The organism is Wenjunlia vitaminophila DSM 41686, assembly GCF_000380165.1.
Classification (GTDB): Bacteria; Actinomycetota; Actinomycetes; order Streptomycetales; family Streptomycetaceae; genus Wenjunlia; species Wenjunlia vitaminophila.
Genome location: NZ_KB904635.1, coordinates 71,056 through 93,153 on the forward strand (window position 1 = coordinate 71,056; position 22,098 = coordinate 93,153).

General features: G+C 69.8%; 18 protein-coding genes. 6 read left to right on the forward strand and 12 right to left on the reverse strand.

Features of this window, described 5'->3' with window-relative positions; genetic code table 11:
* Positions 1–81: 81 nt before the first annotated feature.
* The 3 genes from A3IG_RS0101655 to A3IG_RS0101665 are packed head-to-tail and all read right to left on the reverse strand — an operon-like array spanning position 82 to position 1,615.
* Positions 82–489, reverse strand: a complete 408-nt coding sequence (locus A3IG_RS0101655; protein WP_236719276.1) for a DUF6113 family protein — start codon at positions 487–489, stop codon at positions 82–84.
* A 5-nt stretch (positions 490–494) separates the two neighbouring features.
* Positions 495–1,391: an N-acetyl-1-D-myo-inositol-2-amino-2-deoxy-alpha-D-glucopyranoside deacetylase gene (gene mshB, locus A3IG_RS0101660; protein WP_018381804.1), complete on the reverse strand. Its 897-nt coding sequence runs from the start codon at positions 1,389–1,391 to the stop codon at positions 495–497.
* 29 nt (positions 1,392–1,420) lie between these two features.
* Positions 1,421–1,615, reverse strand: a complete 195-nt coding sequence (locus A3IG_RS0101665) for a hypothetical protein (RefSeq protein ID WP_026219792.1) — start codon at positions 1,613–1,615, stop codon at positions 1,421–1,423.
* Positions 1,616–1,780: 165 nt separating this feature from the next.
* On the opposite strand from A3IG_RS0101665, the gene A3IG_RS0101670 reads away from it, so the two are divergent.
* Complete coding sequence (locus tag A3IG_RS0101670) at positions 1,781–4,129, forward strand: S9 family peptidase (protein WP_018381806.1); 2,349 nt, start codon at positions 1,781–1,783, stop codon at positions 4,127–4,129.
* A gap of 68 nt (positions 4,130–4,197) precedes the next feature.
* Here A3IG_RS0101670 and A3IG_RS28210 read toward each other — a convergent pair whose 3' ends face one another.
* On the reverse strand, positions 4,198–5,379 hold the full coding sequence (locus A3IG_RS28210) for a hypothetical protein (RefSeq protein ID WP_018381807.1): 1,182 nt from the start codon (positions 5,377–5,379) through the stop codon (positions 4,198–4,200).
* Between the two features lie 415 nt (positions 5,380–5,794).
* Here A3IG_RS28210 and A3IG_RS0101680 point away from each other — a divergent pair, with 415 nt between their 5' ends.
* The 5 genes from A3IG_RS0101680 (at position 5,795) to A3IG_RS0101700 (ending at position 12,229) form a co-directional block, all read left to right on the forward strand.
* Positions 5,795–6,841, forward strand: a complete 1,047-nt coding sequence (locus tag A3IG_RS0101680) for an ABC transporter permease (protein ID WP_169366202.1) — start codon at positions 5,795–5,797, stop codon at positions 6,839–6,841.
* A 207-nt stretch (positions 6,842–7,048) separates the two neighbouring features.
* Positions 7,049–8,851, forward strand: coding sequence for an ABC transporter substrate-binding protein (locus A3IG_RS0101685; RefSeq protein WP_104530637.1), 1,803 nt, complete (start codon positions 7,049–7,051; stop codon positions 8,849–8,851).
* A gap of 92 nt (positions 8,852–8,943) precedes the next feature.
* Entirely contained in the window at positions 8,944–9,921 is a 978-nt protein-coding gene (locus A3IG_RS0101690; RefSeq protein ID WP_018381810.1) for an ABC transporter permease, read from the forward strand.
* An 11-nt stretch (positions 9,922–9,932) separates the two neighbouring features.
* Positions 9,933–10,994, forward strand: coding sequence for an ABC transporter ATP-binding protein (locus tag A3IG_RS0101695; RefSeq protein ID WP_018381811.1), 1,062 nt, complete (start codon positions 9,933–9,935; stop codon positions 10,992–10,994).
* 23 nt (positions 10,995–11,017) lie between these two features.
* Positions 11,018–12,229: an ABC transporter ATP-binding protein gene (locus A3IG_RS0101700; RefSeq protein ID WP_018381812.1), complete on the forward strand. Its 1,212-nt coding sequence runs from the start codon at positions 11,018–11,020 to the stop codon at positions 12,227–12,229.
* A gap of 19 nt (positions 12,230–12,248) precedes the next feature.
* On the opposite strand, the gene A3IG_RS0101705 is transcribed toward A3IG_RS0101700, so the two are convergent.
* From A3IG_RS0101705 to A3IG_RS0101740, 8 genes are all read right to left on the reverse strand, one after another.
* Positions 12,249–13,328 carry an ABC transporter permease gene (locus A3IG_RS0101705; RefSeq protein ID WP_018381813.1) on the reverse strand — a complete coding sequence of 360 codons (1,080 nt, stop codon included), beginning with the start codon at positions 13,326–13,328 and terminating at the stop codon, positions 12,249–12,251.
* Complete coding sequence (locus A3IG_RS0101710; RefSeq protein WP_018381814.1) at positions 13,321–14,244, reverse strand: ABC transporter permease; 924 nt, start codon at positions 14,242–14,244, stop codon at positions 13,321–13,323. Before A3IG_RS0101710 ends, A3IG_RS0101705 begins: the two co-directional genes overlap by 8 nt.
* A 12-nt stretch (positions 14,245–14,256) precedes the next feature.
* Positions 14,257–15,903, reverse strand: a complete 1,647-nt coding sequence (locus tag A3IG_RS0101715; RefSeq protein WP_018381815.1) for a peptide ABC transporter substrate-binding protein — start codon at positions 15,901–15,903, stop codon at positions 14,257–14,259.
* Between the two features lie 227 nt (positions 15,904–16,130).
* Complete coding sequence (locus A3IG_RS0101720) at positions 16,131–17,174, reverse strand: ABC transporter ATP-binding protein (protein ID WP_201787548.1); 1,044 nt, start codon at positions 17,172–17,174, stop codon at positions 16,131–16,133.
* Positions 17,175–17,244: 70 nt separating this feature from the next.
* Complete coding sequence (locus tag A3IG_RS0101725; RefSeq protein ID WP_018381817.1) at positions 17,245–18,300, reverse strand: ABC transporter ATP-binding protein; 1,056 nt, start codon at positions 18,298–18,300, stop codon at positions 17,245–17,247.
* 19 nt (positions 18,301–18,319) lie between these two features.
* Positions 18,320–19,270: an ABC transporter permease gene (locus A3IG_RS0101730; protein ID WP_018381818.1), complete on the reverse strand. Its 951-nt coding sequence runs from the start codon at positions 19,268–19,270 to the stop codon at positions 18,320–18,322.
* On the reverse strand, positions 19,263–20,186 hold the full coding sequence (locus A3IG_RS0101735) for an ABC transporter permease (RefSeq protein WP_018381819.1): 924 nt from the start codon (positions 20,184–20,186) through the stop codon (positions 19,263–19,265). The genes A3IG_RS0101730 and A3IG_RS0101735 overlap by 8 nt, the downstream gene beginning before the upstream one ends.
* Before the next feature lie 131 nt (positions 20,187–20,317).
* Complete coding sequence (locus A3IG_RS0101740) at positions 20,318–21,988, reverse strand: peptide ABC transporter substrate-binding protein (RefSeq protein WP_040910678.1); 1,671 nt, start codon at positions 21,986–21,988, stop codon at positions 20,318–20,320.
* Positions 21,989–22,098: the final 110 nt, after the last annotated feature.

Sequence of the window (22,098 nt, forward strand, 5' to 3'; positions counted from 1 at the left end):
CTGGTTCGCTCCCTGTTGCCGGCGCTTTGTCCGGCTTCACCGTCGACGGAACCGCATCACCGGATCGGGTGATACTGCTCGTCAACCACCAAGCCGGCCAGGGGTTCCTCCGTCTCCCGGCAGCCTCGGCAACGTGGCGCACATCACTCCTGACATGGCGCCGAGCAGCAGGAAGAGGTAGAAACCGATGGTGGCGGGGAAGACCGCGTCCCCCTCCGGGCGGCTCATGGTGAGGGCGAGCACCGTGAACAGCCAGGCTCCGGAGGGCACCCAGGCACCGGCGCGGGTGCCGGTGAGCACGGTGCCGCCGTAGAACAGCCCGACGCACCCCGCCAGGGCGAGCAGCAGCCCGAACGGGAACCAGCCGTCCTGCACCAGCGAGCCCGCGGCGGCCACCGCGATGCCGAGCAGCGCCAGCACCGCGTAGCTGACCGCGCGCACCGGAGTGGACGTCGGGGCGGCGCCCGGCGCCGGGGGCGTGCTCCGCACGGCGCTCACACCCCGAGCCCGGCGAAGAGGTCCTCTTCGCGTCCCGAGGTGCCCGGCTCGCCCGGTGTGCCGCGCACCAGCCGGTAGAACTCGCGGGCCGGCAGCGGCTGTCCCAGGTCGTTGGAGAGGGCGAAGAACGGCCCGTCCACAGCGATCTGGGTGGCGTGCGCCCGCATCGCCGCGGCCTTGCGGTCCGCGTACGGCGAGCCGTCCACCGCGGCGGAGACCACGTCGTCCGCCACCAGCCCCGGAACGTCGTCGACCGAGGCGATCCCGGGGAACGGCACCGGTTTGTGGGCCGCACGCAGCCGTTCCAGCGCCGTCTCCACGAACGAGCGGGGCAGACAGTTCCAGTAGACCTTGGCCACGGAGTGCGGCTGACCGAGGTCGGGCCGGAACGCGGCGTCCTCGGAGAGGTCCACCGCCCGCATGGCGATCTGGTGCGCCCGGATGTGATCCGGGTGACCGTAACCGCCGTTCGGGTCGTAGGTGACCAGCACCTGGGGACGCACCTCGCGGATGACGGCCACCAGGTGCGGGGCCGCGTCGTCCACCGGGGTGCGCCACAGGCAGTCGGGACGCTCGTTCTGCGGGGTTCCCATCATCCCCGAGTCGCGGTAGCGTCCTGCCCCACCCAGGAACCGGTGATCCACCACACCGAGCTCGCGCATGGCGGCAGCGAGTTCACCGATCCGGTGCTGACCAAGCCGATCCTCACGGTCGGCTGCCAGGTGCGCGAGTTCGGGCGGGATGATCTCGCCCTCCTCGCCGAGGGTGCAGGTCACCAGGGTGACATGTGCTCCCTCGGCAACGTACCTGGCCATCGTGGCACCGTTGCCGATGGACTCGTCGTCGGGATGCGCGTGCACCAGCAGCAGACGCCGATCAGGCAGTTCGCTCATGCGCCCAGCCTAAAGGCGCCCCCCACCGGTCAGAAGTCGATGTCCTCGATCATTTCGGCGACACTGGTGTTGAGGTCATCGATGGTCGGCGCCGCTGACGAGCTGGCGAGATAGAACCCCAGGAGTACACAGACGATCGCATGCCCCGTGTTCAGCCCCGACTTCTTGATCAACAAGTACACGATGACCAACAGCAGCACCACCACAGAAACTGTCAGTGCCACAGCGGCTCACCTCCTGGTTTCATGGTCGGCACGGGGCATCGCGGTCATACCCCTGATCGTAAGCGGGCGGTCGCTCAGCGTGCGCCGGAATATGCCGGTGCACGGAAGCACCGGGGGGCGCACATGCTTTCGTAATCGGTCGAGCCCCATGCGTAGGCTCGGGGAATGACCTCGGAAACCTCGTATCCCAGGCAGCTCGCCAGGACCCAGCGGTTCACCCTCGGTGCACCCCGCTCGTTCACCGTCGCACCTGACGGCTCGCGAGTGGTCTTCCTGCGTTCCCGATCCGGAACGGACCGGGCGAACCTGCTCTGGGTCCTCGACCTCGACGCCGCGGGCACCGACGGCGCCCCGGAACACGGCGCCGGTGGACCCGGTCGCGCTGAACCCTCGGGTACCGAACCCTCCGCCTCCGAACGTGTGGTCGCGGACGCGGAAGCCCTGCTCGGCGGCACCGCCGAGACCTTGTCCGCCCAGGAGCGGGCCCGGCGCGAGCGGAGCCGTGAGGGCTCCGCCGGCATCGTCGGCTACGCCACGGACGGCGCCGTCGAACGCGCGGCCTTCACGCTCTCCGGACGGCTGTTCTGCGTGGAGTTGCGGTCCGGCACCCCCAGGGAACTGCCGGTGCCGGGGCCGGTGATCGACCCCCGTCCCTCCCCCGACGGCCGCCACGTCGCCTACGTGGCCAACGGCGCGCTGCGGGTGGTCGGTGCCGACGGCAGCGGTGACGTGGCCCTGGCCGAACCCGCCGGAGCGGGCAGGACCTGGGGCCTCGCGGAGTTCATCGCGGCCGAGGAGATGGACCGCAACCGTGGTTTCTGGTGGTCGCCGGAGAGCGACCGCCTGCTCGCCGCGCACGTGGACGACTCCCCGGTGCGCCGCTGGTGGATCAGCGACCCGGCCAACCCGGACGCCGCCCCCACCCAGATTCCCTACCCGGCCGCCGGCACCCCCAACGCGGAGGTGACGCTGGCCCTGGTGGGCCTCGACGGCTCGCACACCGCGGTGAGCTGGGACCGCAAGCGTTACCCGTACCTGGCCCGGGTCCACTGGAGCGCGGGCAGCCCGCCGATCCTCCTCGTCCAGGCACGCGACCAGCACAGTCAACTCGTCCTCTCCGTGGACACCGAGACGGGCCGGACCCTCCCCCTGCACGCGGAGCAGGATCCGGTCTGGCTGGAGCTGTTCCCCGGTGTCCCCGCGTGGACGCCGGACGGCCGTCTGGTCCGGGTCGCCGACGAGGCCGGCGCCCGGGTTCTGGCCGTCGGGGACAAGGTTCTGACAACCCGCTCGCTGCACGTTCGCGCCGTGCTCGACATCGGCGCGCAGGACGTGCTGTTCGCCGCCTCCCAGGGGGAGGGGGTCGCCGGCGCACAGGACACCGAGGACGCCCCGGACGCCGACGCCCGGGGCGCCGCGGCCGGTCCGGGAGGCCCCGCCGGGGACGAGGGGGCGCTGGGACACTGCCGGGTCGCGGTGTACCGGGGGTGGTACCGCGGGCCGCGGGCGTGGACCGTGGAGGCGGTCAGCGACCCGGACGCGGGGCTGGCCTCCGCCGCCCGCGGCGGTGACGTCACCGTGCTGACCACGGCGGGCCTGGACCGGCCGGGGAGCAGGACACAGGTGGTCCGGCTGGACGAGGGCCGCCGGGTGGTGGCCTCGATCGCCTCCCACGCCGCCACCCCGGTGCTGGTCGCCAGGCCGGTGCTGCGGCGCGCGGGCACCCTGGGCATCCCCGCCGCGGTCCTGCTGCCCACCGGCTACCGCGAGGGCGACGGCCCCCTGCCGGTGCTGATGGACCCCTACGGGGGGCCGCACGGAGCACGCGTGGTCCCCACGCACAACGCCCACCTGACGTCGCAGTGGTTCGCGGACCAGGGGTTCGCGGTGGTCGTCGCCGACGGTCGGGGCACCCCCGGCCGGTCCCCCGGCTGGGAGAAGGCGGTCGCCGGTGACCTCGCGGGGGTGACGTTGGACGACCAGGTGGCGGCCCTGCACGCGTTGGCCGAGGAGTTCCCGCTCGACCTCGACCGGGTGGGCATCCGCGGCTGGTCGTACGGCGGCTACCTGGCGGCACTCGCGGTGCTGCGCCGCCCCGACGTGTTCCACGCCGCGGTGGCCGGGGCCCCGGTGACCGACTGGCGGCTGTACGACACCCACTACACCGAGCGCTACCTCGGCCTGCCGGACCAGGCAGCCGCGGTCTACGAGGCCACCTCGCTGGTCGGTGACGCCGGCCTGTTGGGGGCCGCCCAGGTGGCCAGGCCGCTGATGATCGTCCACGGGTTCGCCGACGACAACGTGGTGATGGCCCACGCCCTGCGGCTGTCCTCCGCGCTGCTCGCGGCCGGCCGGCCGCACGAGGTGCTGCCGCTCACCGGGGTCACCCACATGGCGAGCCAGGAGGAGGTGGCGGAGAACCTGCTGCTGCTCCAGGTGGACTTCCTGCGGCGGTCCCTGGGCATCAGCCGACTCCCGGCCCCGGACGTCCCCGGGGCCGGCGAGGGTTCTTGACGGGCCGGAGGCAGGGCCGTCGGTGAACGGCCCCCCGCGATCCCGCCGGGTGAGTAACGACCGCATGGCTACCAGCCCTGCCGTCCGTCCTGGGGCGGCGGACCGTATCCGCCCTGGGGCGGGGGCGGGGGCCCCGGCGGCATCGCCGGTCCCCAGTGGGGCTGTTGCGGGGCGGCGCCGGGAGCACCCGGCCCCCAGCCGGGGGCCGGCGCACCCGGCCCACCCATCGGCCCGGGCTGGCCCCACCCCGGGCCCGTGGGCTGCCAGGCCGGCGCCGGCTGGCCGGAGTGGTCCGCGGGCTCGGTGGGCAGCAGCGCGAGCAGCACCGCCAGGCCGGCCACGATGTAGTAGATGCTGGTCAACTGCCACAGGACGTCGTCGGTTCCCAGGATGTCGGTGTCCAGGAACCAGTCGCTGTCGATGTAGCTGGTGACGTCGAGCACGCCGACGACCAGCAGCATCCAGCCGGCGATCAGGCCGGCCGGCCGGCTCGCCGCGGAGCGGGCGGCCCCGGCCAGGGCCGCCACCCCGAAGAAGACGACAGCGGCCCAGGCGTACACCGCGGGCTGGACCTCGGTGAGCGCCCGGTCCGGGGTTTCACCAGTGAGGAGATACTTGTAACCGTCCCACTCGAGATCAACGAGCAGGTAGATCTGCCAGGCGGCCCCCGCCAGCGCGGCCCCACCGAGCAGCAGCAGGGAGGCGACGGCACCGGCCGGCTTGGGCGCCACCGGCGGCAGCGCGGGCTCGGGGGGCGGGCCGCCGGGGCCGGTCGGGGCGTTCGCGGGTCGGCGTCCGACGAGGACCACCAGCAGCAGGACGAGCCCCAGGACGAGTTCGGTGATCAGGGTGGCCAGGGCCCACTTGCCGTAGGAGACCGTCTCGAACCCGTCGTAGGCGTCGATGCTCACCAGGGCCAGGAGGGGGGCGGCCCGCAGGACCACGGTGAGCACGCCGACGGTGACGAGTCCGGGCAGCGCCGCGGCGGTGCGGCAGAACGCCACTCCGGCCAGGAACAGCACCAGGAACTGGAGGTCGAGCTGGGTGGTGACCTTGTAGTCGGCGGTGAATCCCGCCCCGTACACCCAGGACCAGAACATGTCGTGCAGGCCGACCTCGGCGATGTCCCTGATGATCGCAACGAGGGTGTACAGCGCGAGCAGCGCGCACAGAACACCCGCGAACCCCCTGGCGTCGCGCGTCAGCACCAGTCTCTGGTGCGTGAAGTTCGCCGGATGTATCTGACTCATGGCTCCACCGCCCCCGCATCGATCACGACGCAACGCTAACCGGTGGCATACCCGTCCGCACAGGGGGATAGGCACCACGATCCCCGGCCAGTCGAACCGGTGGGCCCGAGCCGGCCGGCGACGCCCGCCCGGCAGGGTGGCGATCGCAGCGCGGTGTTCGCATATCGGTGACGCAAGGGCCCGGCTGGCGGTGGATCAGTGGGCCCGGTGCGAGTCTGCCCCGGCCAGGGAGGCGGCAAACGATCAATGTCCAGCACGAAGAGACGTCGATCTGCACTCTGTTCGATCAAGAAACATCAGTTTACGGCGGAGCCGTGCACTGGCCTCTTGACGTCATAACAAATCGGTTGCGAGAGTCCCGCTCAGCCCGCAGCGCCGACCGCGGGGTCAACCGCATCGACGGGGGGACATCGCGATGGCCTTATCTCCTCGGTCCGCCTCCGCGGGCGACGCCGACGCCGCCGCGGCAGGTACCACCGCCATCCTGCCGCACCCGACCGCGTCGCCGTCCAGCGGGGGTGGTCCGGCAGGACGTTCGCCGGGACAGCTCATGTGGCGGCGCTTCCGGCGGGACAGGACCGGCATGGTCTGCGCCGGCGTCGTGCTGTTCTTCTTCGCCCTGGGCCTCCTCGCCCCGGTGATCTCCCGGCTCTACGGCAAGGACCCGTACACCCTGTACGGGCAGGATCGGCCGGGCCTGCTCAACGAGTACGGCTACCCGATCAAACCCAACGGCGGCATCGACGGTGAGTTCTGGTTCGGCATCGAACCCATCCTCGGCCGCGACGTGCTCACCCAGCTCCTCTACGGCATCCGCACCTCGCTGCTGATCGCCCTCGCGGTGACCGTGGCCACGGTGGTGACGGCGATCGTGCTCGGCGTTGCCGCCGGCTACCTGGGGGGCCGCACCGACTACCTGATCGGGCGCACCATCGACCTGCTGCTCGCCTTCCCCGCGCAGCTCTTCTTCATCGCGTTCCTCCCGGTCGTGGTGGCCCTGTTCGTGGACCCCCAGGACGAGACGCCCACCTACGTCCGGGTGCTGGCGTTGATCGCGGTCCAGTGGTTCCTCGGCTGGATGGGGTTGGCCCGGATCCTCCGGGCGCAGGTGCTCAGCCTGCGTGAACGGGAGTTCATCGAGGCCGCCAAGCTGAGCGGCGCCTCCCCGTGGCGGATCATCCACAAGGAACTGCTGCCCAACCTGGTGACGCCGATCCTGGTGCAGGCCACCCTGATGCTGCCCAACTTCGTCACCGCGGAGGCCGGCCTGTCGTTCCTCGGGGTCGGCATGGTCGAGCCCACCCCGGACTGGGGGCGGATGTTCGCCATCGGCGCGAAGGTCTACCAGAACGACCTGACCTACATGTTCTTCCCCGGCGTCGCGATGGTGGTCTTCATCGTCGCCTTCAACCTCCTCGGGGACTCGATCCGGGACGCCTTCGACCCCAGGACCACCCGTTGACCGGGGCGGCCCACGCCGGTGGGCGGGGGTTCAGCTCCCGCGACCCGTCACGGCGTCACCGTTCCACCTGAACCACCCGCGTGACCGCGTGCCAGCGTTCACGCCAGCAGCACCGCGCACCACCAGCGTCGGGCGACGGGCGGGAAGGACGCCCGGCGGCGACCCAGCCGGACACAAACTCAGGGACAGGCAGGTGCAGTCACAGTGTTGAGCCTCATCTACACGCGCAGACTCCGGGCCGCCGCAGTGGGCCTATCCGTCGGAGCGCTCGTCCTCACCGGCTGTAGCAGCGGCGGGGGCGGTGGACCGGAGGCCAGTGAGGACAGCCCGAGCGAGAGCGCGCCGGAGCAGGCGCAGATCGCCTTCGCCGACGCCAAGGCGTCCACCGGGCCGGCACCCGAGGTCCCCGGCGCCACGCCGGGCGGCACCATCCGGGTGCTGCAACGTGACTCCTACTCCCACCTGGACCCGGCGCAGATCTACGTGTCCGACGAGATGTCCCTGGCCACGCTGATCCACCGGGGACTGACCGGCTACCGGATGAACGAGGACGGGACCTACGCGGTGGTCGGCGACCTGGCGACGGACAGCGGTCAGGTCTCCGACGGCGGCCGGACGTGGACCTACCGGCTCAAGGACGGCATCAAGTGGCAGGACGGCACCCCCATCACGGCGCAGGACGTCCGGCACACCTTCGAGCGGCAGTTCGCGCCGTTCCTCACCAGCGGCCCCACCTTCGTCCAGCAGTGGTTGGCCGGGGTCAACGGCGCGGAGTTCCGCAACCTGCTCAAGGACGGGCCGTACCAGGGGAAGCACCTCGGGAACGACGTCCTGGAGACGCCGAACGACTCCACGGTCGTCTTCCACTTCAAGGACCCACAGCCCGACCTGCCCTTCGCCCTGGCCATGGCCGGCTACTCGGTGGTGCCCAAGGCCAAGGACACCAAGCAGAAGTACGACCGCGCCCCGGTGGCCTCCGGCCCCTACAAGATCGCGGATTTCAAGGCCAACAAGTCGATGACCCTGGTCAAGAACCCGGAGTGGGACCCGAAGACCGACGTCATCCGCCACCAGTACGTGGACAAGTTCGCCATCACGTTCAACCACCAGTACGAGGACTCCAGCAAGCGGCTGCTCTCGGACTCCGGTGAGAACAAGACGGCGATCAGCTTCAACAACTCGGTGGACGCCGCCAGCCTCCCCAAGGTGCTGGGCGACGCCGAGGCGAAGAAGCGGACCGTCTCCGGGTTCCAGCCGTACGTCGGTCAGTTCGCGATGAACATGGACCGGCTCAAGGACAAGCGGGTCCGCGAGGCCATCGCCTACGCCCTGCCCATCAAGTCCGTGCTCCAGCCCTACGGAGGTCCGCCCTCCGGCCAGTTGGCGGGCGGACTGATCAGCCCCACCCAGGCGGGCTACCAGAAGGACTACGACCCCTACGACAAGTTGAAGAAGCCGGAGGGTGACCCGGCGCGGGCGAAGAAGGTGCTGGAGGAGGCCGGCAAGGTCGGCACCAAGCTCACCTTCGCCTACGTCAACACCCCCGAGGGCCAGCAGTACTCGGTGTCGGTGGCGTCCGCGCTGGAGAAGGCCGGGTTCGACGTCCAGCGCAAGGACCTGCCCGCGGACACGTACTACGACCGGATCGGCACCGTGGACAACGGCTACGACATCTACCACCACTCGTGGGGCGCCGACTGGCCCAGTGCCTCCACCGTGATCCCGCCGCTCTTCGACGGGCGGGCGATCGCCGACGGCGCCAAGAACTACTCGCACGTCAACGACCCGAAGATCAATTCTGAGATCGACCGGATCAAGAAGATCACCGACCAGAAGAAGGCCGCGGACGCCTGGTTCGAGCTGAACAAGTACATCCTCGAGGACGTGCTGCCCGCGGTCCCCACGTACTACTTCAAGCACGTCCAACTGCACGGCTCCAAGGTCGGGGGCGTGGTGTTCAGCGACGTGGTCAACGGGGTCGATCCGACCAGGCTCTACGTGGTCAGGTGACGCCTCAAGCCGTGCGGTGCCCGCCGGGTCCCACCCGGCGGGCACCGGGCTCCCCGCCGCCCCTTCCCGAGCCGTGAGAGCAGCGAGCCGCCATGCTTCGATTCCTGGTGCGCCGGACCCTCGGTGCCATCGTCATCCTGCTGCTGATCAGCGCCTTCACCTTCTTCCTCTTCTACGCGGTGCCGCGCGATCCGGCGCTGCTGGCCTGCGGCAAGAACTGTGACTCCGAGTCGGTCGCACTGATCCGCCACAACATGGGGCTGGACGACCCGATCCCGGTCCAGTACTGGGAGTACATGTCGGGCATCGTCACCGGGCGGGACTTCGCCGCGGGCTCCTGCCCGGCCCCGTGCCTCGGTTACTCCTTCGACGACTCGGCCCCGGTGTGGGACACCCTGGTCGACCGGTTCCCGACCACGCTGTCCCTGGCCCTCGGCGGCGGCGCGGTCTTCCTGACCGTGGGGCTGGGCGCGGGTCTGATCGCCGCCTGGAAGCGCGGCACCTGGGTGGACAAGACCTTCAGCTCCCTGTCCCTGGTGCTCAGCTCGATGCAGATCTACTTCGTGGGTCCGCTCGTGCTCGCCCTGCTGGTCTACAACAACGAGATCCTGGGGCAGCCCAGTTACGTCCCGTTCACCGAGAACCCCGTGGAGTGGTTCTCCGGGCTGCTCATCCCCTGGTGCGTGCTCTCGGTGATCTTCACTGCCAACTACACCCGGATGGCCAGGGCCACCATGATCGAGCAACTCCAGGAGGAGCACGTCCGAATGGCCAGGGCGAAGGGCATGTCCGGCCGCACCGTGTTCTTCCGCTATGCCTGGCGGGGCTCGCTCATCCCCATCGTCACCATCTTCGGGGTGGACATGGGCTCGCTCTTCGGCGGCGCGATCATCACCGAGGCCACCTTCGCCCTGCCCGGCCTGGGGACCCTGGCCGTGGACTCGGTCCAGGAGCTGGACCTGCCCATGACCATGGGCGTGATGCTGTTCGCCGCCACCATGATCGTCATCTTCAACATCATCGTGGACGCCACCTACGCGCTGATCGACCCGCGCGTGCGCCTGTCCTAGGAGTGACCGCCGTGACCACCTCACGCCCCCCCACGTCGCCGGCCGAGACGGACCCGGGCGACCCCTTCTTGTCCGTACGCGACCTCGGCGTGCGGTTCTCCACCGAGGACGGCGTGGTCAGGGCCGTGGACGGGCTCTCCTTCGAGCTGCGGCGGGGCCAGACGCTGGGGATCGTCGGCGAGTCCGGCTCCGGCAAGTCGGTGACCATGCTCACCGTGCTGGGGCTGCACGAACCGCGGACCACCGAGGTCACCGGGCAGATCCGGTTGGACGGGCAGGAACTGGTGGGAGCCGGCGAACGCACCCTCCAGCGGCTGCGCGGCAACACCATGGCGATGATCTTCCAGGACCCGCTGACCTCCCTCTCGCCGTACCACACCGTGGGACGGCAGATCGCCGAGCCGTACATCAAGCACACCGGGGCCAGCCGGCGCCAGGCCAGGGCCCGCGCCATCGAGATGCTGGACAAGGTCGGCATCCCCCGGGCCGGGACCCGGGTGGACGACTACCCGCACCAGTTCTCCGGCGGGATGCGTCAGCGCGCGGTGATCGCCATGGCCCTGGTCTGCAACCCGGACCTGCTCATCGCGGACGAACCCACCACCGCGCTCGACGTCACCGTGCAGGCGCAGATCCTGGACCTGCTCGCCGATCTGCAACAGGAGTTCGGGTCGGCGATCGTGCTGATCACCCACGACCTGGGGGTGGTGGCCGACGTCGCCGACGACCTGCTGGTGATGTACGCGGGTCGTGCGGTGGAACGCGGCCCGGCAGCCGAGGTGCTGCGTTCCCCGCAACACCCCTACACCTGGGGCCTGCTGGAGTCGGTGCCGCGGCTGACCGGAGACGTGGACCAGCCCCTCGCCCCGATCCCCGGGGCCCCGCCGAGCCTCCTCGACCCGCCGCCCGGCTGCCCGTTCCACCCCCGCTGCGCCCACCGCCAGCGGGTCCCGGGCGACGCCTGCGCCACCGAGCGCCCCGAGCTCCCGGTGGGGCGTGGCGCCGCCTGCCACCTGTCCCTCGAGCAACGACGCACCCATGTCATCGAACACCGTCAGCCCGGGTTGGGCTGACCGGCACCAGGGGGTCCACCACCATGGGCAACGAGCCGACCACCGGCGCCGCGCTCCCCGCCGACTCCGCGGCCGCCGACGCCGACGCTCCGCTGGGGGGCGGCGGCTCGCCCGGCGAGCCGCTGCTCGAGGTGCGGGGGCTGGTCAAGCACTTCCCGATCCACGGCGGTTTCCCGATCCGCCGCCGGATGGGCGCGGTCAGGGCGGTGGACGGCGTCGACCTGAGCATCGCCGCTGGGACCAGCTTCGGTCTGGTCGGGGAGTCGGGGTGCGGCAAGTCCACCACCGGCCGGCTGGTCACCAGGCTGCTCGAGCCGACCGGGGGCAGCATCCACTACCGCGGCACGGACATCACCCACGCCAGCCGCAGGGAGCTGGCGCCGATCAGGTCGCAGATCCAGATGATCTTCCAGGACCCCTACTCCTCGCTGAACCCGCGGCAGACGGTCGGCACCATCGTCGGGGGCCCCATGGAGATCAACGGGATCAACCCCCCGGGCGGCCGGGAGCGCCGGGTCCGCGAACTCCTGGAGACCGTGGGACTCAGCCCCGAGCACTACAACCGTTTTCCACACGAGTTCTCCGGAGGGCAGCGGCAGCGCATCGGCGTGGCCCGGGCGCTGGCCCTCGACCCGCGGCTGATCGTCGCCGACGAGCCGGTCTCGGCGCTGGACGTGTCGATCCAGGCCCAGGTGGTCAACCTGCTCCAACGGCTCCAGCGCGAACTCGGGATCGCCTTCCTGTTCATCGCGCACGACCTGGCCGTGGTGCGGCACTTCTCCCAGCGGGTCGCGGTGATGTACCTGGGGAAGATCGTGGAGGTGGCGGACCGGGACGCGCTGTACCGCAGGCCCCGGCACCCGTACACCCACGCCCTGCTCTCCGCGGTCCCGCAGGCCGACGCGCTGGCCGACGCCGAGCACCCGCGCCGGGAGCGGATCAGGCTCGCCGGGGACGTGCCGTCGCCCATCGACCCGCCGTCCGGCTGCCGGTTCCGCACCCGGTGCTGGAAGGCGGAGGAGCTGTGCGCCCGCCAGGAGCCGCCGCTGGTGGTCCGCGACGGCAGCGACCCGAACCACCTGACGGCGTGCCACTTCCCCGAGCCGCCCACGACCCTGGGACGGGACGTCATCCTGGACCCGGCGCTGGCCGCGGCGGAGGGGGTCACGGGGCCGGGGACCGGACCCGGGCCGGGGGCGGAGGCAGCGCCCGACGCGACGCGGAAGGCCCGCTGACGTTCCCGCCGGGCCACCGTCAGCGCAGCTTGGGGTCGAGCGCGTCGCGGACCGCGTCACCGAGCATGATGAACGCCAGCACCGTGAGACTGAGCGCACCAGCCGGGTACAGCAGCATGTGCGGCGCGTTGCGGACCAGGGTGGACGCCGCGGAGATGTCGATGCCCCAGGAGACCGTGGGCGGCTTGAGGCCGACGCCGAGGTAGGACAGCGTGGCCTCCAACGACACGAACGTGCCCAGGGCGATGGTGGCGACGACGATCACCGGGGCGACCGCGTTGGGCAGGATGTGCCGCAGCAGGAGCCGCGCGTTGCCCGCGCCCAGGGCCCGGGCGGCCAGCACGTAGTCCTGCTGTATGGCGCCGATCACCGCGCCCCGGGCGATCCTGGCCACCTGGGGCCAGCCGAGCAGCACGAGGAACCCCACCACCGGCCACACCGAGCCGCTGCGCACCACGGAGAGGAACACCAGGCCGCCCAGGAGCATGGGGATGCCGAAGAAGACGTCGGTGAGCCGGGACAGCAGGGCGTCGCCCCAGCCACCGAAGAACCCGGCGAGCCCACCGACCACGCTGCCGAGCAGCGCCACGCCGGCGGTCGCGCAGATCCCGACGGTGACCGAGGCCCTGGCCCCGTGCACGGTGCGGGTGTAGACGTCGCACCCCTGGGAGTCGAACCCGAAGGGGTGCCCGGGGGCGCTGCCCCGGCGGGAGTCGGCCAGGTCGCACTGGAGGGGGCTGCCGGGGGCGATCAGGGTCGGCCAGGCCGAGATCAGCACCAGGAACAGGATCAGCACCGCGGAGACCACGAACACGGGGTTCCGCCGCAGGTCGCACCACGCGTCCTGCCAGAGCCCGCGGGCCGGCCCGAGACCCGGCCCCGGTTCCGCGACCGGTGGGCCCGGCGTCGCCACCTCCCCGTCCGCCGCCGCCCGGCTGTCCGGTGCGGTGCCCGTGCCCAGCCCCGTCGTGCCCTCGAACGCGAGCGTCGGGTCCGGGCCCGCCACCGTTCCCGGCACGCCGACCAGGTCCGCCTCCGCCGCCTTGCCGACCGTGGAGGGGGTGAGGGCGTCGGAGGGCGTCTCGTACGGCTCAGGCATAGCGGATCCTCGGGTCGAGCGCGGCGTAGAGCAGGTCAACGAGGAGGTTGGCGAAGAGGAACACCAGGACGAGGACGGTGACGAAGCCGACCACGGTCGGTGAGTTCTGCCGCAGGATGCCCTGCCAGAGGTGGTAGCCCACGCCCTGGATGTTGAAGATGCGCTCGGTGACGATCGCGCCGGCCATCAGCGTGCCGATGTCCACTCCGAGGAAGGTGACCACCGGGACCAGCGAGTTGCGCAGCAGGTGCCGCACCACCACGCGGCGCCTCGGCAGCCCCTTGGCCACCGCGGTGCGCAGGTAGTCGGCACGGGCGTTCTCCGCCACCGACGTTCGGGTGAGCCGGGTGACGTAGGCCAGGGAGACCAGCGCGAGCACCACACCGGGCAGGAGCAGCTCGCGCAGCGGCGCCTGCGGGGAGACGGCGGGCGGGACCAGGTTCCACCGCACGCCGAGCAGGTACTGCAGGAGGTAGCCGGTGACGAAGGTGGGCACCGAGATGACCAGCAGGGTGAACGCCAGCACGGAGGTGTCCACGAGCCGGCCGCGGCGGAGCCCGGACACCACCCCGAGCACGACGCCGAACCCCATCTCGATGACGAACGCCACCAGGGTGAGCCGCAGGGTGACCGGGAAGGCGGACGTCATCAGCTCGGTGACCTGCCGTCCGTTGAACGCCGTGCCGAAGTCGCCGGTGAGGATGCGGCCGAGGTAGTCCACGTACTGCCGCCACAGCGGCTGGTCGAGTCCGAGTTCGGCCCTGATCCGGGCGGCGGTGGCCGGGTCGGGTGCCCGGTCGCCGAAGAACGCCGCGACCGGGTCGCCGAGGGCGTAGACCATGACGAAGATCAGGAGGGTGGTGCCGAGGAACACCGGGACCATCTGGAGCAGTCGCCGCAAGACATAGCGCCCCATGGCAGCCCGGACCTAGCTCGTGACCTTGACGTCGGTGAACACCGGGACGCTGAACGGGTCGAGCCGGACGTTGCTGACCCGCTCGGAGTGGCCCGCCGTGCCGTTCTGGTACCACAGCGGGATCGTCGGCAGGTCCCGGGCCACGAGGCGTTCGGCGCTGACGAACTCCTGCACCGTGTCCGACCGGCTGCCCGCGGCGTTGGCCCGATCCACCCGGTCGTCGAACTCGGGGTTGTGGTAGCCCGACTCGTTGGAGGAGGCCCCGGTGTAGTACAGGGGCTCCAGGAAGTTCTGGATCAGCGGGTAGTCCATCTGCCAGCCGCTGCGGAACATGCCGTTCATCTGCCGGTTGGTGACCCTCTTGCGGTAGTCGGCGAAGGTGCCGACCGGCTCCACGGTGCAGGCACGGTCGTTGTCCAGTGCCCGGTTGATGCTGTTGCAGACCGCGTCCATCCACTCGCGGTGCGATCCGCTGTCCACGTTCGAGGTCAGCGTGACCCGCCCGCCGGGCAGGCCCCCGGCCTCGTCGATCAGGCGTTTGGCCTGCTGGGGGTCGTAGGTGCAGGCTTCCCCGCAGACGTCGGTGCGGTAGCCGCCGTCCTTGCCGAGCACCGGGGAGGTCCAGTCCTTGGCGGGCATCCGGGTGTCGCGGTAGATCGTGCTGGTGATCCGCTCCCGGTCGATCGCCATGGACAGTCCGCGTCGCAGTGACCGCGCCCGATCCGAGCCCCAGGCCTGGCGGTACATGGGGAACGCGAGGGTCTGGAGGATTCCGGCGGGCTGGTTGATGTAACGGTTCCCCAGGTCGGACTTGACGTTGGGGAGCTGCGCGGCGGGGATGTCGTCGGCGATGTCGAGGTTGCCGGCCTGCAGGTCGGTGTAGGCGGTGTTGTTGTCCGTGTAGACCTTCAGGTCCACCCCCTCGTTCCTGGCCTTGTCCGGCCCGGAGTACGACGGCGACCTGCGCAGCTCCATCACCTGGCCGCGGGTGTAGGAGGCGACCTGGTACGGCCCGTTGCCCACCGGTTTGGCCAGCCAGGCGGCGTGGTCCCGGTAGAACGAGCGGGGCAGGGGGTAGAAGGCCGTGTAGCCCAGGGTGTCCGGGAAGCTGGAGAACGCCTGGGTCAGTCGGATGGTGAAGGTGTGCTCGTCCACCACCTCGAGCCCGGACATGGTCCGCGCGGTGGGCCTGGCGTTCTCCGCCGCGGGGTGCACCTGGTCGTAGCCCTCGATGTAGGCGAAGAAGTGCGCGTTGACCTGGTTGTTGGTCACCAGTGCGCCGTAGTTCCAGGCGTCCACGAACGACCGGGCGGTGACCGGACTGCCGTCGCTGAACGTCCAGCCGTGCTTGAGCTTGACGGTGAAGCTCCGCTGGTCACTGCTGGTGATCGAGTCGGCCACCATGTTCTCGGCCTTCCCGGACACCGGGTCGTAGTGCTTGAGTCCGCGGAAGATCATTCCCAGCACCTTGCCGCCCTGCACCTCGTTGGTGTTGGCCGGCTCCAACGGGTTCTGGGGGTCCCCCCACGACGCCCGCACCACCTGCGACGACCCCGCCGCGCCCGTTCCCCCGCTGCCGCCCCCGGGAGTGCAGGCGCTCACCACCAGCCCCACGGCGACCACCCCCGCCCCCCACCGCACGCGTGCGACTCCCGGCATGGGGCCTCCTCCTACCGCGGGTGGGCACATCCACTGGAGCGGACCAGTTGTCCGACATACATACCGAGATCTGCCCCTGCCCAGCCGGCCACCGGCCCCGACCCACCCGAGCGGCCCACCACCCGCACCCGAACGGGCGCACCCACCCCGCCGGCCCCAACGCCCGCGGGGTGGGTCCGGGCCCTGGGGCACCGGACCCACCCCGCAGGTGTGGGCACGTCGGAGGTTCAGGCGTGCACGACGTCCTTCTCCTCCGCGAAGTGGCAGGCGGACTCGTGCGCCGCGGGGGTGTCCGAGTCCTTGAACCGCTCGGGGACGGCCAGCAGGGGGATCTCCGCCGCGCAGCGCTCCTCGGCCTTCCAGCAGCGGGTGCGGAAGCGGCACCCGGACGGCGGGTTGGCCGGGGAGGGCACGTCACCGGTGAGCACGATGCGCTCCCGCTGGTCCCGGCCGCTCGGGTCCGGCACCGGAACCGCGGAGAGCAGCGCCTGGGTGTACGGGTGGGTCGGGTGCTCGTAGATCTCCTGGTCGGTGCCGACCTCGACGACCTTGCCCAGGTACATCACCGCGACCCGGTCCGAGATGTGCCGGACCACGGACAGGTCGTGGGCGATGAACATGTAGGAGAGGTTGAACTCGTCCTGGAGCTTCTCCATCAGGTTGATCACCTGGGCCTGCACCGACACGTCGAGCGCGGACACCGGCTCGTCACAGATGATGATCTCCGGGTTGAGCGCGAGCCCCCGGGCGATCCCGATCCGCTGCCGCTGCCCGCCGGAGAACTGGTGCGGGTAACGGTTGATGTACTCGGGGTTGAGACCCACCACGTCCAGCAGCTCCTGGACCTTGCGCCGGCGGTCGCCCCTGGGGGCCACGTCCGGGTGGATGTCGAACGGCTCCCCGATGATGTCGCCGACGGTCATCCGCGGGTTGAGCGAGGTGTACGGGTCCTGGAACACCATCTGGATGTTGCGCCGGACGGCCTTCAGCGCCCGCCCGGACAACCGGGTGATGTCCTCGCCCTTGTACAGCACCTCGCCCGCGGTCGGCCGCTCGAGGTTCATCAGCAGCTTGGCCACGGTCGACTTGCCACACCCGGACTCGCCCACGATGCCCAGCGTCTCGCCCTGGTGCAGGTCGAAGGAGACCCCGTCCACGGCACGGACCGCGCCCACCTGGCGCCTGAAGACGATCCCCTGGGTCAGCGGGAAGTGCTTCACCAGGTTCCGCACGCTGAGGATGGGCTCGCCCCGGGACACCGGTTCCGCCATGACCGCCTCGACCCGGGCCACGTCGTCGGGGGCGCCCGCGCCCGAGTCGGCCGCGGTGGGCTGGGGGTTCTCAGGCATCGAGGGTCTCCTTCCAGAAGTGGCAGGCACTGCCACGACCCGGCAGCTCGGTGCCGTCCTGCTCGGTCACCGGGTGCAGCGGGGGCACGTCCGCGCGGCAGACGTCCTGCGCCCTGGGGCAACGCGGGTTGAAGGCGCAGCCCGGCGGGATGTGCAGCAGGTTGGGAGGCAGGCCCTTGATGGCGTAGAGCTCCTGCCCCTTCCGGTCCAGCCGCGGGATGGACTCCAGCAGCCCCTTGGTGTAGGGGTGCGCCGGCCGCCGGTAGATGTCCTGCACCGGCGCCGTCTCCACGATCCGTCCCGCGTACATCACCGCGATCTTGTCGGCGACGTCCGCGACCACACCCAGGTCGTGGGTGATCAGGATCAGCCCCATCTGGTACTCGTTCTGGAGCTCCGCCAGCAACTCCATGACCTGCGCCTGGACGGTGACGTCCAGGGCCGTGGTCGGCTCGTCGGCGATGATCAGATCGGGCTCGAGGGCCAGCGCCATGGCGATCATGATGCGCTGGCGCATACCGCCGGAGAACTGGTGCGGGAAGTCCCCCACCCGCTGCCGCGCCGCCGGGATGCGGACCCTGTCCATCAGCTCGATGGCCTTGGCCTTGGCTTCCTTGCGGGAGGCGCCCTGGTGCACCCGGAACATCTCACCGAGCTGGTACCCGACGCTGAGCACCGGGTTCAACGCGGACAGCGCGTCCTGGAAGATCATGGCGATCTTCTGGCCACGGATCTTCCGGCGCTCCTCGCCCGACATGCGGAGCATGTCCCGACCCCGGAAGAGGATCTCGCCCTGCGAGATCTTCCCCGGGGGCATGTCCAGGATGCCCATGATCGCCTGGGCGGTCACCGACTTGCCGGAACCGGACTCGCCCAGCACGGCGAGCGTCTCACCGGCACTGACGTCGTAGGTGACGCCGTTGACGGCCTTGGCGACCCCGTCCCGGGTGTGGAACTCCACATGGAGGTCCCTGACCTCCAGCAGCGGGGCGGTGGAGGACTCCCCCGCTCCGCCACGGGACGACGCGTCGCCGGTCTTGGTGAGCATTGACACGCGAACGCTCCTCTCAGCGCAGCTTGGGGTCGAGGGCGTCGCGCACCGCGTCGCCGAGCATGATGAACGCGAGCACCGTGATGCTCAGCGCACCGGCCGGGTACAGCAGCATATGCGGAGCGTTGCGGTACTGCACCGCGGCCGTGGAGATGTCCATTCCCCACGATACCGTCGGCGCCTCGAGACCGACCCCGAGGAACGACAGCGTTGCCTCCAGGGAGACGAACGTGCCCAGGGCGATGGTGGCGACCACGATCACCGGGGCGACGGCGTTCGGCAGGATGTGCCGCAGCATGATCCGGCCGGTGCCCGCTCCGAGCGCCCGTGCCGCCTGGACGTAGTCCTGCTGTTTGGCGCTGATCACCGATCCCCGGGCGATCCGGGATATCTGTGGCCAGGCCAACGCGATCATGAAGCCCATGACGACCCAGATGGACCGGCTGTTGATGACCGACAGGAACACCAGGCCGCCCAGGAGGATCGGGATGCCGAAGAAGATGTCGGTGATCCGGGACAGGATGCTGTCCCACCAACCGCCGAAGAAGCCGGCGAGCCCGCCGAGGATGCCGCCGAGGAGGGCGACACCGACCGTCACGCAGACACCCACGGTCACCGACGCCCGGGCGCCGTAGACGGTGCGGGCGTACACGTCACAACCCTGGAGGTTGTAGCCGAACGGGTGGCCGGACTCGGCCGTGTGCCGGGACTTGGTGATGTCACAGTCGTTGGGGCTGGTCGAGGAGAAAAGACCAGGCCATATGGAGACCACGACGAGGAACAGGATGAGCAGGGCGGAGATGACGAACACCGGGTTCCGGCGCAGGTCGTACCAGGCGTCGCTACCCAGGCTGCGGGCCTTCTCGCGCTTCGGGGCCGCGGTCGCCGCTCCGGTGACGGCCGCGTCCGTGATCGCTCCGGCCGCGCCCACCGGGTCCGGCGTGGTCTTCTCGATCTGGTCAGGCATAGCGGATCCTCGGGTCGAGCACGGCGTAGAGCAGGTCGACGAGCAGGTTGGCCAGCAGGAAGATGAGCACCAGGATGGTGACGAAGCCGACCACCGTCTGTGAGTTCTGCCGCAGCACGCCGTTCCACAGTTGGAAGCCGACGCCCTGGATGTTGAAGATGCGCTCGGTGACGAGGGCACCGCCCATCAGCAGGCCGAGGTCCGTACCGAGGTGGGTGACGACGGGGATCAGCGAGTTGCGCAGCAGGTGCACCGTGATCACCCGGCGTCTGGGCAGGCCCTTGGCCACCGCGGTGCGCAGGTAGTCCGCGCGCAGGTTCTCCACGATCGAGGTCCTGGTCAGTCGGGTGACGTAGGCCAGCGACACACCGGCGAGCACGAAGCCGGGGACGATCAACTCCGAGAAGTTGGCGTCCGCGGACACCGCGGGGTCGATCACCTTCCACTCCACTGCCAGGAAGTACTGGAGCAGGTAGCCGGTGACGAACGTCGGGATCGAGATCACGATCAGCGTGAAGATCAGGGTGCTGCTGTCGGCGATCCGGCCGCGGCGCAGGCCGGCGAGGAGGCCGAGGCCCACACCGAAGACGATCTCGATGGTGATGGCGACCAGGGTGAGGCGGATCGTGATGGGGAAGGCGTGCCCCATCAGCTCGGTCACCTTCTGCCCGTTGAACGCGGTGCCGAAGTCGCCGGTGAAGACGTTCCCCATGTAGGTGACGTACTGCTCCCACATGGGCTTGTCGAGGCCCAGTTCGTGTCGCTTCGCAGCGAGAGTGGCGTCGTCGGGGGTCCGGTCGCCGAAGAAGGCGAGCACCGGATCACCGAGCGCGTAGACCATGATGAAGATCAAAAAAGTGGTCCCGAGGAACACGGGGACCATCTGGAGCAGTCGTCGTATGACGTAGCGCCCCATGGGGACTCCTTCGAGGCTCCGGCACGGCGGCAGCCGGGGCCACTGTGTGGGGCCTCCGGCTGCCGCCGCGTGCCGTCATTCGGTCGGCGGATCTCCCGGCTCAGGGTGGGCCGGGAGAATGCTGCCGTCCCTTAGCTCTTGACCGTGATGTCGGTGAAGACCGGGACGCTGAACGGGTCGAGGGTGACGTTGTCAACCTTGTCCGAGTAGCCCGCGTCGCCGTTCTGGTACCACAGCGTGATGGCGGGGATCTCCTGCGCGACGATCTTCTCGGCGTCCTGGTAGAGCTTGATGGCCTTCGCGTAGTCCGGCTCGGCGTTCGCCTGGTCGATCAGCTTGTCGAACTCCTTGTTGCTGTAGAGACCGTCGTTGGAGCTGGCGTTGGTCTTGTACAGCGGGGTCAGGAAGTTGTCGATCAGCGGGTAGTCCATCTGCCAACCGCTGCGGAACATGCCGGACATCTCGTGACCGGCGGCCTGGTTCCGGAAGTCCCCGAAGGTGCCGACGGACTTGACCAGGCAGGCCTTCTCGCTGCCCATCACCTTGTTGATGCTGTTGCAGACCGCGTCCATCCAGTCCTTGTGGGAGCCGGTGTCCACGTTGGAGGTCAGGGTGACGGTGCCGCCCGGGATGCCGCCGCCCTCCTCGATGAGCTGCTTGGCCTTCTCCGGGTTGTACTCGCAGTACTCGCCGCACATGTCCTGGGAGAAGCCACCGGACTCACCGAGCACCGGGGAGGTCCAGTCCTTGGCGGGGGTGCGGGTGTTGGAGAAGATGTTCTCGGTGATCGCCTTGCGGTCGATCGCCATGGACAGGCCCTGGCGGACCTTGAGGGTCTTCTTCTGGTCCCACTTCTTGTCGTAGAAGGGGAAGGAGACGGTCTGCAGGATGCCCGCGGGCTGGTTGATGTACCGGCCGTTGAGGTCCGTCTCGACGTTCTGGAGCGAGGAGGCCGGCAGGCCGTCCAGGATGTCCAGGTTGCCGGCGAGCAGGTCGCTGTAGGCGGTGGTGTTGTCGGTGTAGACCTTGAGCTCCACACCGCCGTTCTTCGGCTTCTCCAGCGCGTACTTGTCGTTGACGCTGAGCTTCATGCCCTGGCCCTTGGTGTACGAGTCCACCTTGTACGGACCGTTACCGAAGGGCTTCTTCAGGTAGTTGGCCTTGTCCTTGAAGAAGGCGTCCGGCAGCGGGGCGTAGGCCGTGTAGCCCAGGCGCTTCGGCCAGGTCGAGAACTTCTGCTTCAGCTTGACCGTGAAGGTGCTCTCGTCCACGACCTTCAGACCGGACATGGTCTTCGCGGTCGCCTTGGCGCCTTCCTCCTCCGGGTGGACCGCGTCGTAGCCCTCGATGTCGGAGAAGAAGTACGCGTTGGCCTGCGCGTTGTCCAGGAGAGCGCCGTAGTTCCAGGCGTCCACGTAGTTCTTCGCGGTGACCGGGGTCCCGTCCGCGAAGGTCCAGCCGGACTTCAGCTTGACGGTGAAGGTCTGGGAGTCGGTCGAGGTGATCTTCTCCGCGTTCGCCTCGAAGGCCTCCCCGGTCTTCGGGTCGTACTCCATCAGCTTGGTGAAGATCATGTCCATGACCTTGCCGCCCTGCACCTCGTTGGTGTTGGCCGGCTCCAGCGGGTTCTGCGGGTCGGTCCAGTACGCGCGGACGACGCCGGCGGAGTTGGCGTTCTTGCCCTCGCTACCGCCCTTGGACTCGTTGTCACCGTCGTCGTCCCCGCCGCCACCACAGGCGGTGGCAGCCAAGGCGATGACAGCAGCACTCACGACCCACTTAGCACGCGTCGATCCGCGCATGGGTTGCCTCCTCAAGAAATTCAGTTAGGGACAGGTGAGAGGCCATCTCTTCGCTGACACCCCTGACAGCGAAACGCGGCTTCTCCTGCTCGTGAGTCGGCGCTCCCCTG